Source organism: Dactylosporangium sp. CA-233914 (assembly GCF_050942935.1).
GTDB lineage: Bacteria > Actinomycetota > Actinomycetes > Mycobacteriales > Micromonosporaceae > Dactylosporangium.
In genome coordinates, this window is the sequence record NZ_CP192030.1 from 1,870,796 (window position 1) to 1,882,757 (window position 11,962).

At 72.3% G+C, this 11,962-nt stretch carries 11 protein-coding genes; 8 read left to right on the forward strand and 3 right to left on the reverse strand.

Annotated elements, in window-relative coordinates:
• Positions 1-38: 38 nt before the first annotated feature.
• A complete protein-coding gene (locus tag ACQPY0_RS08495; RefSeq protein WP_432986631.1) occupies positions 39-770 on the forward strand; it encodes a hypothetical protein in 732 nt (243 codons plus the stop codon).
• Positions 771-777: 7 nt separating this feature from the next.
• On the forward strand, positions 778-2,805 hold the full coding sequence (locus ACQPY0_RS08500) for a glycogen debranching N-terminal domain-containing protein (RefSeq protein ID WP_432986632.1): 2,028 nt from the start codon (positions 778-780) through the stop codon (positions 2,803-2,805).
• Positions 2,806-3,018: 213 nt separating this feature from the next.
• On the opposite strand, the gene ACQPY0_RS08505 is transcribed toward ACQPY0_RS08500, so the two are convergent.
• On the reverse strand, positions 3,019-4,356 hold the full coding sequence (locus ACQPY0_RS08505) for a PQQ-dependent sugar dehydrogenase (RefSeq protein WP_432986634.1): 1,338 nt from the start codon (positions 4,354-4,356) through the stop codon (positions 3,019-3,021).
• A 33-nt stretch (positions 4,357-4,389) separates the two neighbouring features.
• Between ACQPY0_RS08505 and ACQPY0_RS08510 the strand changes: the two genes are divergently transcribed.
• The 4 genes from ACQPY0_RS08510 (at position 4,390) to ACQPY0_RS08525 (ending at position 7,588) form a co-directional block, all read left to right on the forward strand.
• Complete coding sequence (locus ACQPY0_RS08510) at positions 4,390-5,217, forward strand: 3-methyladenine DNA glycosylase (RefSeq protein ID WP_432986636.1); 828 nt, start codon at positions 4,390-4,392, stop codon at positions 5,215-5,217.
• Between the two features lie 83 nt (positions 5,218-5,300).
• On the forward strand, positions 5,301-5,756 hold the full coding sequence (locus ACQPY0_RS08515) for a hypothetical protein (RefSeq protein WP_432986638.1): 456 nt from the start codon (positions 5,301-5,303) through the stop codon (positions 5,754-5,756).
• A gap of 105 nt (positions 5,757-5,861) precedes the next feature.
• On the forward strand, positions 5,862-6,782 hold the full coding sequence (locus ACQPY0_RS08520) for an ABC transporter ATP-binding protein (protein WP_432986640.1): 921 nt from the start codon (positions 5,862-5,864) through the stop codon (positions 6,780-6,782).
• Positions 6,779-7,588, forward strand: coding sequence for an ABC transporter permease (locus tag ACQPY0_RS08525; protein ID WP_432986641.1), 810 nt, complete (start codon positions 6,779-6,781; stop codon positions 7,586-7,588). Before ACQPY0_RS08520 ends, ACQPY0_RS08525 begins: the two co-directional genes overlap by 4 nt.
• Positions 7,589-8,007: 419 nt before the next feature.
• Here the strand turns inward: ACQPY0_RS08525 and ACQPY0_RS08530 are convergent, their stop codons facing one another.
• Positions 8,008-8,967: an FAD-dependent oxidoreductase gene (locus ACQPY0_RS08530; protein ID WP_432986643.1), complete on the reverse strand. Its 960-nt coding sequence runs from the start codon at positions 8,965-8,967 to the stop codon at positions 8,008-8,010.
• Between the two features lie 108 nt (positions 8,968-9,075).
• On the opposite strand from ACQPY0_RS08530, the gene ACQPY0_RS08535 reads away from it, so the two are divergent.
• Positions 9,076-9,960 carry a LysR substrate-binding domain-containing protein gene (locus ACQPY0_RS08535; protein WP_432986645.1) on the forward strand — a complete coding sequence of 295 codons (885 nt, stop codon included), beginning with the start codon at positions 9,076-9,078 and terminating at the stop codon, positions 9,958-9,960.
• Positions 9,961-10,152: 192 nt separating this feature from the next.
• On the opposite strand, the gene ACQPY0_RS08540 is transcribed toward ACQPY0_RS08535, so the two are convergent.
• The gene (locus ACQPY0_RS08540) at positions 10,153-10,974 is read right to left on the reverse strand and encodes an alpha/beta fold hydrolase (RefSeq protein ID WP_432986647.1); all 822 of its coding nucleotides are present in this window, start codon (positions 10,972-10,974) and stop codon (positions 10,153-10,155) included.
• A 199-nt stretch (positions 10,975-11,173) separates the two neighbouring features.
• Here ACQPY0_RS08540 and ACQPY0_RS08545 point away from each other — a divergent pair, with 199 nt between their 5' ends.
• Positions 11,174-11,929, forward strand: coding sequence for a lytic polysaccharide monooxygenase (locus ACQPY0_RS08545; protein ID WP_432986649.1), 756 nt, complete (start codon positions 11,174-11,176; stop codon positions 11,927-11,929).
• Positions 11,930-11,962: the final 33 nt, after the last annotated feature.

Below are 11,962 nucleotides of genomic sequence, written 5' to 3' on the forward strand. Positions count from 1 at the left end.
CTGGCCACCGCGCGACGGCAGGTCTACGGTTGGCTGCCGTGAGTGACCTGCCGCCCGCGTTGGACCTCGGCTCCAACGGAACGCCCAAGCCGGGCAAGCCCGCCCAGGCGCCCGGCTGGCTGCGCCGCACGGAGGCGGAACAGCGCTGGCCCGCCGCGCTCGTCATCGCGATCGCCATCGTCATCCACCTGGTACTGCCCGCCGACCTGGCCCCGCGCCCGCGCTGGCTGCTTCCGGGTCTGGAGGGCGCGCTGCTGCTGAGCATCGTCGTGGTCAACCCGACGCGGATCAACCGCGAGACCCGCATCCTGCGCCCGCTCAGCATCGGCCTCGCCGTTCTGCTGACGCTCGTCACCGCCTGGTCGGTCGGGCTACTCGTACGCGCCCTCTTCACCCAGACCCACGGCGAGGTCCCGTCCGAGCACCTGCTGTTGTGGGGCGCCGCGATCTGGCTCACCAACGTCATCGTCTTCGCCCTGTGGTTCTGGGAGGGCGACCGCGGCGGCCCCGCCGCCCGCGCGGACGCGGACACCCCGCACCCCGACTTCCTCTTCACCCAGATGCAGGTCCCCCAACTGGCCCACCACGACTGGGAACCGGGCTTCTTCGACTACTTCTACCTGGCTTTCACCAACGCCACCGCGTTCAGCCCCACCGACACCCTGCCGATGTCGGCGTGGGCCAAGATGCTGATGGTCGGGGAGTCGGTCATCTCCCTGGTCACGGTCCTGCTCGTGGTCGCCCGCGCCGTCAACGTCATCGGCGGCTGAGCGCCCCATGCCCGAGCCGTACACCCACGACCGCATCACCTGCGTGGCCGCCCCCGCGACGTGGCTGTCGGCCCCGTCGGGCCGCCTGGAACAAGATCCCGACGGTCTCTACGTCGAGGACCGCCGCGTCCTGTCCCGCCTGGCCGTCACGCTGGACGGCTCCGAGCCCGTCACGCTGACGGTCCGCCGCACGGGCGCCGCGTCCGCGCATTTTTCAGCAGTACCGCAAGTGCCCGCCCTGACCGCGGCCCTCCGCCGCCTGGCCGAGCCGTCCGGCGGCACCGAGACGATCACCCTGGCCAACGCGTCGCAGTCCGCGATCGAGGTGGACGTGGCGGTCCGCGCCGCCACCGACTTCGCCGCGCTGGGCACCGTCCGCGCGGGCCGCGCCGCTGAACCGCCCACCTGCCCCGCTCCGTCTTCGCCCGCCGACCCCATGCCCCACCTGGACTGGCAGGCCCCCGACGGCATGTCGGTTCGCATCCAAACGGCCCCGCCCGCCCGAATCACCACCCGCGCGGACGCGCACGGCGCGGCCGCGACCCTGCTCTGGCGAGCCATCGTCCCCGCGCGCGGAACCTGGTCCGCCGAGCTGCGCATCACCCGTACCGACCGGCCCCCGGTCGCCCGCCCCAGGCGCTTCAGCACCCTGCGGGTCGCCTCGTCCGACCGCCGGCTGGACGCGCTGGTCCGCGCAAGCGTCCAGGACCTGGATGCCCTCCGCCGCACCGACGGCGCGGACGCGTACTACGCCGCCGGCAGCCCGTGGTACCTGACCCTGTTCGGCCGCGACGCCCTCTGGGCCGCGAGGCTGGCGCTGCCGCTCGGCCACGATGTCGCCGCGGGCACCCTGCGCGCCCTCGCGGCCCGTCAGGGCGAGCGGCACGACCCGGCGACGGAGGAGGAGCCGGGCCGGATCCTGCACGAGCTACGCCGCGAGTCCACCGGCCACAGCCTGCCCCCGCTCTACTACGGCACCGTCGACGCGACGCTGCTGTTCGTGAGCACGCTCGCGGACGCGTACCGCTGGGGTATGCCCGTCGAGACTGTCCGATCCCTGCTGCCCAACGTCCGCCGCGCCCTGGCCTGGCTCGCGCGCCACGACGCCTTCGTCACCCACGACACCGGCGGCGAGGGCCTGACGAACCAGGGCTGGAAGGACTCCGCCGACGCCGTCCAGTTCGCCGACGGCCGGCGCGCGCGGGGCCCGATCGCCCTGAGCGAGGTCCAGGCGTACGCCTACCGGGCCGCCCTCGACGCGGCCTATCTGTTCGAACAGTTCCCGGACGAGGCCGAGCCCGGCGCGGGCGCGGAGTCGAAGACCTGGCGCGACTGGGCGCACGACCTCGCCGAGCGCTTCCGCGCGCGGTTCTGGTGCCCCGGCGGCTACCCGGCGATCGCGCTGGACGGCGACGGTGCACGTGTCGACCTCGTCGCCTCCAACATGGGGCACCTGCTCGGCACCGGGCTGCTGACACCGGGGGAGAGCGAGGCCGTGGCCGACCGCCTGGCCGAGCTCCGGTCGCCGTTCGGCCTCCGCACGGCCGCGCCCGCATCGGCCGGGTACGACTTCCTCTCCTACCACTTGGGCTCCGTCTGGCCGCACGACAACGCCATCGCCCTGCTGGGCCTGGCCCGCGCCGGCCACCACGCGGAGGCGTCGGCGATCATCGGCGCGCTGCTGGATGCGGCCGAGCGTTTCGAGTACCGCCTGCCGGAGCTCTATGGCGGCGACGACCTGCCGACCCCGTACCCGATCGCCTGCCGCCCCCAGGCCTGGTCCGCGGCGGCCGCACCGGCGATCCTGGTCGCGTTGCTGGGCCTCGACGTCGACGTCCCGGCCGGCCGCATCATGTTCGCCCCGCTGGCCCCGTCCCCGGTCGGCGCCTTCCGGATCCGCGGCCTGAAGATCGCCGACGGCGAGCTCGACGTGAGCGTCACCGCCCCGGGCGAACTCACAGTCCACAATGGACCACTCGGCGTGACGTTCCACAACGCCGACGGCAGCCCGGCCCGGATCGCCCGCCCCGGCTGATCCGCCAAGCCCCTCCACCCACGCGCCTGCGCGTCCTAGCGCTCCGTGCTCGCGACTGCCACGCTTGCACGCGGCCGTCCCCGCACCACTCCGCCGCCGCAGCCACGGCGCCGCCGGTCCGGTGCCCGCGCGCCCGCGCCCTCACATCCGCGCGTTGGCGTGTCGCGGCCGGGCCGCACGGGCGACCCGACCGCGTGGTGGCGAAAGAAGGCGTCAGCCCGCGCGCGGAGGCGTCAGGCGCAGGATGGTACCGCTGCCGTCGTCGCTGATCAGCAGCGTTCCGTCCGTGTCGACCGCGGCGTCCACCGGCCGTCCCCACCACTTGCCGTCCGCGGCCACGAAGCCGGTTGCCAGATCGACCGGATCGCCGGGCCCGGACGCGGTCCACGGAATGTAGAGGACCTTGTACCCGGCCGGCTTCGTGCGGTTCCACGAGCCGTGCAGGGGCACGATCGCCGCGCCGTTGAAGAACGTCAGGCCAAGCGGCGCGCTGTGCGGGGGCAAGCCCAGGTCGATCGGGTCGGCCTTGGCACAGTCGGCCTTCGAGCCGTCGCGGTTGAGCTCGTAGTCGCGCAGGAAACCCATGTTGCGCAGGCCGTTGTCGCTGTTGGGGTTGCAGAACGGCCAGCCGTAGAAGCCGCCGTCGCGGACCTTGATGAACTCCTCCGGCGGGTAGTCGTCGACGAACTCGGACATCCGCTTGCCCTTGTCGGACTTGCCGTCGCCGTCGACGTCGCGGTCGTCCGGCACCAGGGTGTTGTCGCGGTTGTTGACGACGATCCACAGCTCGTCGGTGCCCGGGCGGAACGCGAGGCCCTCGGCGTTGCGGATGCCGCGCGCGAGGAGGCGCCGCGAGGCGTTGGTGCCGCCCGCGGCGTAGGTGTAGATCGCGGCCCGCTGCGGGTCGCTGACGGTGTCGGAGACGCACGCGTTGCAGGTGGAGGCGATCGAGACGTACAGCGTGTCACCGTGCACGGCGATGTTCTTGAGCACGTGTGCGTACTGGCCGCGCAGCTCAGGTGTGCTGGTGTCGGGCAGGCCGTCGACGACGACCTCGCCGTCGTGGGCCTTGAGGTCGCCGTTGCTGTACGGATACCGCACGACGCGGTTCGACTCGGCGATGAAGAGGTACGTCCTGCCGTTGACCGGCGCGAAGACCATGTCGTGGGGCTGGCGCAGCCCGGTCGCGAACTGCGACACCGCACCCGCGCGCACGATCTGGACCTTTCCGGCGCCCGGCTGTGACACGAGCAGGTCGCCGCTGGGCGTCAGGGCCATGAAGCGCGCCTTGTCGATCCGGGCGTAGACCGTGGCGGTCCAGCCGGCGGGCAGCTGGAGGTGCCGATCCTGGTTGAACGGCGCGGACGCGAGCCCGGCCGGCACGGTCACCTTGACCTGGGTCGGCTGGCCGAGCCCCGAGGGGCTCGGGGAACCGTTCGGGCTCGAAGGACCCGGCCGCGCGGGGGCGGGCTCGGAGGGGTCCTTGGACACGTCCGAGCAGGCGGCGAGGGGGAGCAAGCAGGCGAGCAGCAGAGCACAGAGCTTGCGCATGGCTTCGACGCTACCTCTCCGTAAACTTGATCGGTGCAGCTCACCGTTCTGGACCAGCCGACCTGGGAGGCGCGCCGCGCCGCCCACGAGGCGCGCGTGGACGCGTGGATCGAGCCGCACCTGGCCCGCCGCCGGACCGGGCGTAAGCACCCCGTCGAGGACTTCCTGTTCACCTACTACTCGTATCGCCCCGCCCAGCTGCGCCGCTGGCATCCGGGCGCGGGCGTCGTGCTCTCCGGCTCGGGCGCGGAGGCGGTCACCGTCCCCGCCCGCCGCGCGGACGCGATCGCGTGGGTGCGGGAGTTGCTCGTCGCGACGGCCGGGCGGACGCCGCACCTGGGCTGCTTCGGGTTGCACGAGTGGGCGATGGTGTACCGCCAGACCCAGGACGAGCTGCGGCACAACGCGTGGCCGCTGCGCCTGGGCGCCGCCGGCACCGACGCCGTCGTCGAGGCGAGCCGGATCCGGTGCAGCCACTTCGACGCGTTCCGCTTCTACACCGCGCCCGCGCGACCACTGAACCTGCTGCAGCCGACCCGGGAGGCCCAGGCCGCCAACGAGCAGCCGGGCTGCCTACACGCGAACATGGACCTCTACAAGCACGCGTACAAGCTCGCCCCGCTCGTGTCCGCCGAGCTCATCGGCGACGGCTTCGAGCTGGCCCGCGACATCCGCACGCTCGACATGCGCGCCTCTCCCTACGATTTGGCCGACCTCGGCTACGACCCGGTGCGGATCGAGACCCCGGAGGGCCGCGCGCGCTACGTGGAGGCGCAGCGGGGCTTCGCCGAGCGCGCCGCACCGCTGCGCGGGCGCCTCATCGCCGAGTGCGACAGGCTCCTCGCGGCCGTCCGCAACTGACCGCTGGGTGGAGCCCGCGCGCGGGCGCCTAGTGTATAAGTCGGGTTCATGTTCTGGCGGGAACGAGAATCCGGGGAGCGGCGATGAGCGAGGTACGGCGGCGTTTAGGGTCCCTGCTGGGCATGTGGGACACCGTCGCCTCCGTCAACGGCAAGATCACCATGCGTGGCTGGGCGAGCTTCGCATGGGCAGACGACGGCGAGTTCCTGGTCCAGCGCGCGGACGCGGACCCACCGGGCGACGACGTGCCGCGCGAATGGCTCGAGAACTCGCCGTTCCCGACGACGTCGATCATCGGCTACGACGACGGGAGCAAGACCTTCACGATGCTGTACTCCGACTCCCGCGGCGTCCTGCGGTCGTACGGCATGGACGTCGACGGCGCCATATGGCGCATCTGGCGCGCGGCCGAGGGCTTCAATCAGCGCTTCACCGGCACCATCGCCGCCGACGGCAATCGCATCACGGCCTACTGGGAGATGTCGAAGGACGGCATCACGTGGGCCAAGGACTTCGACATGACGTACACGCGCGGCTGAGGGGCGTCACAGCATCTCTTAGCCTCGCCACAGCAACACCCGTCTAGTTTCGCTGCGACGGCGCGCCCGCGCGGGGGCCGGCCGAGTCAGCGGAAGGACACCACGATGATCGAGGCGATCGGCCTCACGAAACGGTACGGCGAACGCGTCGCCGTCGATCGGCTGTCGTTCACGGTCCGCCCCGGGCAGGTCACCGGGTTCCTCGGCCCCAACGGGGCGGGCAAGTCGACCACGATGCGCATGATCCTCGGCCTGGACGCGCCCACCGGGGGCAGCGTCACGGTCAACGGCCGCCCCTTCGCCACCCTCGACAACCCGATGCGAGAGGTCGGCGCCCTGCTGGACGCCAAGGCCATCCACGGCGGCCGCAGCGCGTACAACCACCTGCTGTGCCTCGCCCAGAGCAACAATCTGCCGCGCCGCCGCGTCGACGAGGTGCTCGACATCGTCGGCCTCGCTGGCGTCGCGCGGAAGCGCTCCAAGGGCTTCTCGCTCGGCATGGGCCAGCGACTCGGCATCGCCACCGCACTGCTCGGCGATCCGAAGGTGCTCATGTTCGACGAGCCGGTCAACGGCCTCGACCCCGAGGGCATCCTGTGGATCCGCAACCTGATGCGCTCCCTGGCCGCCGAGGGCCGCACCGTGCTCGTCTCCAGCCACCTTATGTCCGAGATGGAGCACACCGCCGACCACCTGCTCGTGATCGGCCGGGGCCGAATGATCGCCGACTGCACGGTGCGCGAGTTCATCGACCGCAACTCGGCGCTCGCCGTACGCGCGCGGACGCCCGAGCCCGGCCGCCTCGCCGAACTCGTCATCGCCGCGGGAGGCAAGGCCACGCCCGAGCCCGACGGCGCCCTGCTCATCACCGAAGTGCCGCTCCCGCGCGTCGGTGACCTGGCGTTCGACCACGGCGTCCGCCTGCACGAGCTCTCGCCCCTGCAGGCGTCGCTGGAGCAGGCATTCATGGAGCTGACCAAGGACAGCGTGGAGTACCACGCCGCCGTGCCAGGAGAGAAGCGATGAGCGATTATTCGGTACTGCCACGAGCCGGCCTGCCCGGCATGCTGCGCTCCGAGTGGACGAAGCTGCGCACGGTGCGCTCCACTGTGTGGTCGATCGTCGCCATGGCGGGCATCGCGATCGGCCTCATGTCCGTCATCGCCTGGAGCATCATGCGTCAGTGGGACTCGGCCGGCGCCTCGGACCATGACTACCTCGCCCGGCATCCGCTGGAAATCGTCCTGGCCCGCCCCGTGTTCATCGCCCAGCTCGTGATCGCGGTTCTCGGCGTGATGGTCATCTCGGCGGAGTACACGACCGGCATGGTCCGCTCCACCCTCCAGGCGCAACCGCGCCGCCTGACGGTCCTCACCGCGAAGATCCTGGTCTTCGCCGCCCTCATGCTTGTGGTCGGCGAGGCGCTCGCCTTCGGCGGGTTCTTCCTGGGCCGCGCGATCATCGCCGAGCACATCCCGGTCAGCCTCGGCGACCCTGGCGTGACCCGCTCCGTCATCGGCGCCGGCCTCTACATCGCGATGCTGGGCCTGTTCGCACTGGCGTTCGGCGCGATCGTCCGCCACACCGCGGGCGCCATCACCGGTGTCCTGGGCCTGATCCTCATCGTGTCGCAGCTGACGCAGCTGCTCCCGGGCTCCTGGGGCGCCCACGTCAACGCCTGGATGCCGACCAACGCGGGCCGGCTCATCTTCGAGCCGACCCTGCCTGCGGGCGCGCTGCTGACCCAGTGGCAAGGGTTCGCGGTCTTCTCCGGCTGGACGGCACTCCTGCTGGCCGTGGCGGCGTACCTGTTCAAGACCCGCGACGCCTGACGTCCCGCCCGGCCTCTGTCCTTCGCCACCGCGCGGTCGCGTGTCAACGTCGCACCGGCATGCCGCCCTGTTCCGGCATGCCGGTGCGCCGACGACACGCCCGCGCGGTGGCGTAACGCTATATGTCCTTCCCGCCGGCCCGGTCCCGCGCCCGGGCGTGTAAGCTCTCGCGCTTCACCTCGTCTCCCGGTCCAGCGCGCGGGTGTGTAGGCCCTCGCGTTTCACGCTCGCCCTGTCCGGCGAGCGGGTGCTGGCCGCGCGCTCGCGCGGTGGCCTGTCGCCCACAAGACGATGCCGGCTTCGGCGAGATCCCGATGTGCCGGTCTCGCGCGGCGCCGTCGACGCTCAGCGCCTTCGCGCCGGCCTCCTGCGGCATCCCGTCCGTCGGCCGTGCGTTGCGTCCCGGTCCACGACCGCTTTCAGCCGGCCAGGCGGGCGACCTCGTCGGCGCAGCCCCACGACAGCGTGACGCCCGCGCCGCCGTGGCCGTAGCAGTGCACGACACGCGTGCCGCCCGGAAGCGGCGCCGGGTCCAGCTCGAGCCGCGGCCCGCCCTGCCGCGCGGGGCGCAGGCCGGCCGCCTCCCACAGCGGTCGCACCCCGGCCAGCGCGGGCTCCAGCTCGGCGCAGCGGTGCAGGATCGCCTCGGTGATGGCCGGATCGGGGGTCTCGTTCCAGTCACCGGCCTCGAACGTCCCGCCGAGCACAACGTCACGGGAGCGCGGGTGGATGTACGTCATGCCGCCCGGATGCTCCTCGTCCCGCAGCGACGTCACGAGGCCGGGGTTGGCCACACCCACGATCTGCCCCCGGGCCGGGAACACCGCGTCGTCGCCCGCCAGGACACGGGCGGCGAGCCCGGTCGCGTTGACCACCGTGCCCGCCTGCCCGCCCAGGTCCGCGATCCGTTCGACGCGCCCGCGCACCAACGTGCCGCCCGAGTCGGCGACGCGCTCGACGAGCCATCGCAGGTACACCTCCATTTCGGCCGACGGCACCGTGAAGCGCCACTCACCCGGTCCGGCCGTGGCGCCTGGCTCGGCCGTGGCGCCCGGCACGACGGTGAAGTCCGGCACGGCGGCGGCCCACCAGGGGATGTCGGCGGGCCGGCGCAGCACCATGCGGGTCGGTCGCCGCGCGACGCCTGGTACGCCGTCCGCGGCCTGGGCCATGAGCTCGTCGTACGTGCGGCGCGCCCAGGCGAGGACGCGCGGGTCGGCATCGGTATGGGTCGGGTACCACACCGCCGCGGCCAGGCGCGACACTGTCCGGGTGGGCTCGTCGGCGCTCAGCACGCGCACCCGCGCGCCCCGCTCGAGGAGCCGCAATGCGCAGGTCAGGCCGATCACCCCGGCCCCGAGCACGATCACGTCATCCATGTCCCCCAGGCAACCAGCGTCCGGGAGCCATGTCCAAGTCGCGTACGCTACCGCGCGATAAGCAACGCTTATCAGCGCCCGCCCGCGTCCGCGCCTATGCTCGCTCGAATGGACCCCCTGGACCTTCGGCGGCTGCGATACTTCGCGGTGCTCGCCGAGGAGCTGCACTTCACCCGCGCGGCCGCGCGCCTGCATGTCGCGCAGCCGGCGCTGAGCCAGCAGGTCCGGGCGCTGGAGCGGCAGATCGGTGCGCGACTCATCGACCGCGGCCCGGGCGCGTGCGCACTCACCCCGGTCGGCGCGGTCGTGGCAGCCGAGGCCGCGCTGCTGCTCGCCCAGGCCACCGCTGCGCGGGAGCGCATCGCCGCCGCCGCGCGCGGGCAGGGCGGACGGGTCCGGCTGGCATACACCCGATCCGCCCGCGGCGGGCGCGTCGACGCCCTCGTCGACCGCTTCCGCGCGCAGAACCCGCTTGTGGAGGTGCTGCCCGAGACCGGCTGGCACGCCCCGAACGTCGCGGGACTGCTCACCGGGCGATACGACGCGGCGTTCGTCCGGCCGCCCCTGGACGATCCCGGTATCCGCTGGCGCCTCGTCGCCACCGAGGAACTGCGGCTGGCGCTGCCTGCCGGCCACCCCCTGGCCCGGCTGCGGCGTGTCCCGCGCGAGGCGGTCGCCGGCGAGCCCGCGGTCATGTGGCCGCGCGAGAACGGCCCCGGCATGTTCGACCGCATCGTCGCGCAGGTGTGGCCGGCCGGCATCAACCTGGTCCGCTACGAGCCCGACGACGAGCAGCTCCTGCGCGCGGTCGCGGCCGGCGGCGTGATCGCGGCGGTGCCCGAGGGGCGAGGAAAGGACCTGCGGCTGCGCGGGGTGGTGCTGCGCCGCCTTACCCCGCCGGTGCCGACCGTCGACATCGGCCTCGCCTGGAACGAGCGGACCGCCACACCGGTGGTACGCCGCCTCGTCGCAACGCTGGACGACCTCGGCTGACACCCACCTTCATCCGCACCCGACCGGGGCGCCTCCGACGGGGCACCGGGCGTCCGAGCCCGGGTGCTGGGCTGGCATCCGCGAGAGGCGCTTCAGGCCACGCGAAACCGGTCGGCGGCGCGGTGACGAGCGATCGCGGCCAACGGCGACAGTGGAGGAGCGGACGGAGGAGCCGGGGCGACGCGGCGGTGGTCAGTCGCGGGCGAACGCGAGCAGATCGGCGTTGAACGCCGCCTCGTACGCGCCGTTGAGGCCGTGCGGCGCCCCCGGGTACACCTTCAGCTTCGCGTTCTTGAGCAACTGCACGGTCTTGAGCGCCGCGGCCTGGATCGGCACGATCTGGTCGTCGTCGCCGTGCGCGACGTACACGGGGATGTCGATCCGTTTGAGGTCCTCGGTGAAGTCGGTCTCGGAGAACTCCCGCACGCAGTCGTACGCGGCCTTGAGCCCCACCTGCATGCTCAGGCGCCAGAACTGCTCGCGCAGGCCGTCCGAGACTGTGCTGACCGGCCGGTTGGCGCCGTAGAACGGAGCGCTGAGGTCGCGGTAGAACTGCGCGCGGTCGGCCAGGATGGCGGCGCGCATCTGGTCGAACGCCTCGATCGGGGTGCCCTCGGGGTTGGCGCCGGTCTTGAGCATCAGCGGTGGCACGGCGCCCACGAGCACCGCCTTCGACACGCGCGACGTGCCGTGGCGCCCGAGGTACCGCGTGACCTCGCCGCCGCCGGTGGAGTGCCCGACGACGACCGCGTCGGTGAGGCCGAGCTGGTCCATGACCTCGGCGAGGTCGTCCGCGTAGGTGTCCATGTCGTTGCCGCTCCACGTCTGGGCGGAGCGGCCGTGTCCGCGCCGGTCGTGCGCGACCGCGCGGAAGCCGTTGGAGGCCAGCAGCATCAGCTGGTTGTCCCAGGCGTCGGCGCTGAGCGGCCAGCCGTGGCTGAACACGACGGGGCGGCCCGAACCCCAGTCCTTGTAGAAGATCCTGGCTCCGTCGGAGGCGGTGATGAAGGGCATGGCGACCCCATTGACCGCGGGGCGCCGGTTGAATCCCGCCGGGCGGGGTGATTCGGCCGTGCGGGCGCGCCTTAAAAGGTCCTCAACCCTACCTCAGGTGAGAGCGCTCCATTGACGAACATTCATAAAGGTTATTTACTGTTAACAATCCTTCCCTTACATTGACGGCATCACCCCCACCGCTGGAAGGAGCGATTGGATGGGCAAAGCGATCGCTGCGGTACCCCTCACGCTGGCCTCGGTGGCCGCCGCACTCCTGGTGACGGCGTCTCCCGCGTCCGCGCACGGGTACATCTCCTCACCGCCCAGCCGCCAGGCGATGTGCGCGCAGGGCCGCGTGGCCAACTGCGGCGAGATCGTCTACGAGCCGCAGAGCGTCGAGGGCCCGAAGGGCCTGACGAGCTGCAGCGGCGGCAATGCCCGGTTCGCGGAGCTGGACGACCCGAACAAGGGCTGGCCGGCCACCTCGGTCGGCAACACCGTCACCTTCACCTGGGTGTTCACCGCCCGCCACGCCACGACGAACTTCGAGTACTTCGTGGGCGGCACCCGCATCGCGAACATCGACGGCGGCGGGCGCCAGCCCGACGCCACCGTCTCCCACACGGTGAGCCTCGGCGGCCGTACCGGCCGGATCCTGGTGCTGGCGCGCTGGAACATCGCCGACACCGGCAACGCGTTCTACTCGTGCGTCGACCTGCAGGTCGGCAGCGGCAACCCCACGCCGACGCCCACGCAGCCGTCGCCGTCGCCGACGCGTCCGAACCCCTCACCGTCCACCTCGCCCACGCCCACGCAGCCGCCGTCGGGCACGACCACCTGGGCCGCCGGCACCGCGTACAAGGTCGGCGACCGCGTCACGTACAACGGCGTGACGTACCAGTGCCGCCAGGCGCACACCGCGATCCCCGGCTGGGAGCCGCCCAACGTCCCGGCCCTGTGGCAGCGCGTCTGATCCCCCGGTACCGCTCAACGAAGGGGCGACGCG

Coding starts and splice junctions, on each gene's coding strand:
- ACQPY0_RS08520 (WP_432986640.1), top strand. CDS start 5,862: ATGATCGAGGCGATCGGCCTCACGAAACGGTACGGCGAACGCGTCGCC.
- ACQPY0_RS08540 (WP_432986647.1), bottom strand. CDS start 10,974: ATGCCCTTCATCACCGCCTCCGACGGAGCCAGGATCTTCTACAAGGAC.
- ACQPY0_RS08535 (WP_432986645.1), top strand. CDS start 9,076: ATGGACCCCCTGGACCTTCGGCGGCTGCGATACTTCGCGGTGCTCGCC.
- ACQPY0_RS08500 (WP_432986632.1), top strand. CDS start 778: ATGCCCGAGCCGTACACCCACGACCGCATCACCTGCGTGGCCGCCCCC.
- ACQPY0_RS08505 (WP_432986634.1), bottom strand. CDS start 4,356: ATGCGCAAGCTCTGTGCTCTGCTGCTCGCCTGCTTGCTCCCCCTCGCC.
- ACQPY0_RS08530 (WP_432986643.1), bottom strand. CDS start 8,967: ATGGATGACGTGATCGTGCTCGGGGCCGGGGTGATCGGCCTGACCTGC.
- ACQPY0_RS08525 (WP_432986641.1), top strand. CDS start 6,779: ATGAGCGATTATTCGGTACTGCCACGAGCCGGCCTGCCCGGCATGCTG.
- ACQPY0_RS08515 (WP_432986638.1), top strand. CDS start 5,301: ATGAGCGAGGTACGGCGGCGTTTAGGGTCCCTGCTGGGCATGTGGGAC.
- ACQPY0_RS08545 (WP_432986649.1), top strand. CDS start 11,174: ATGGGCAAAGCGATCGCTGCGGTACCCCTCACGCTGGCCTCGGTGGCC.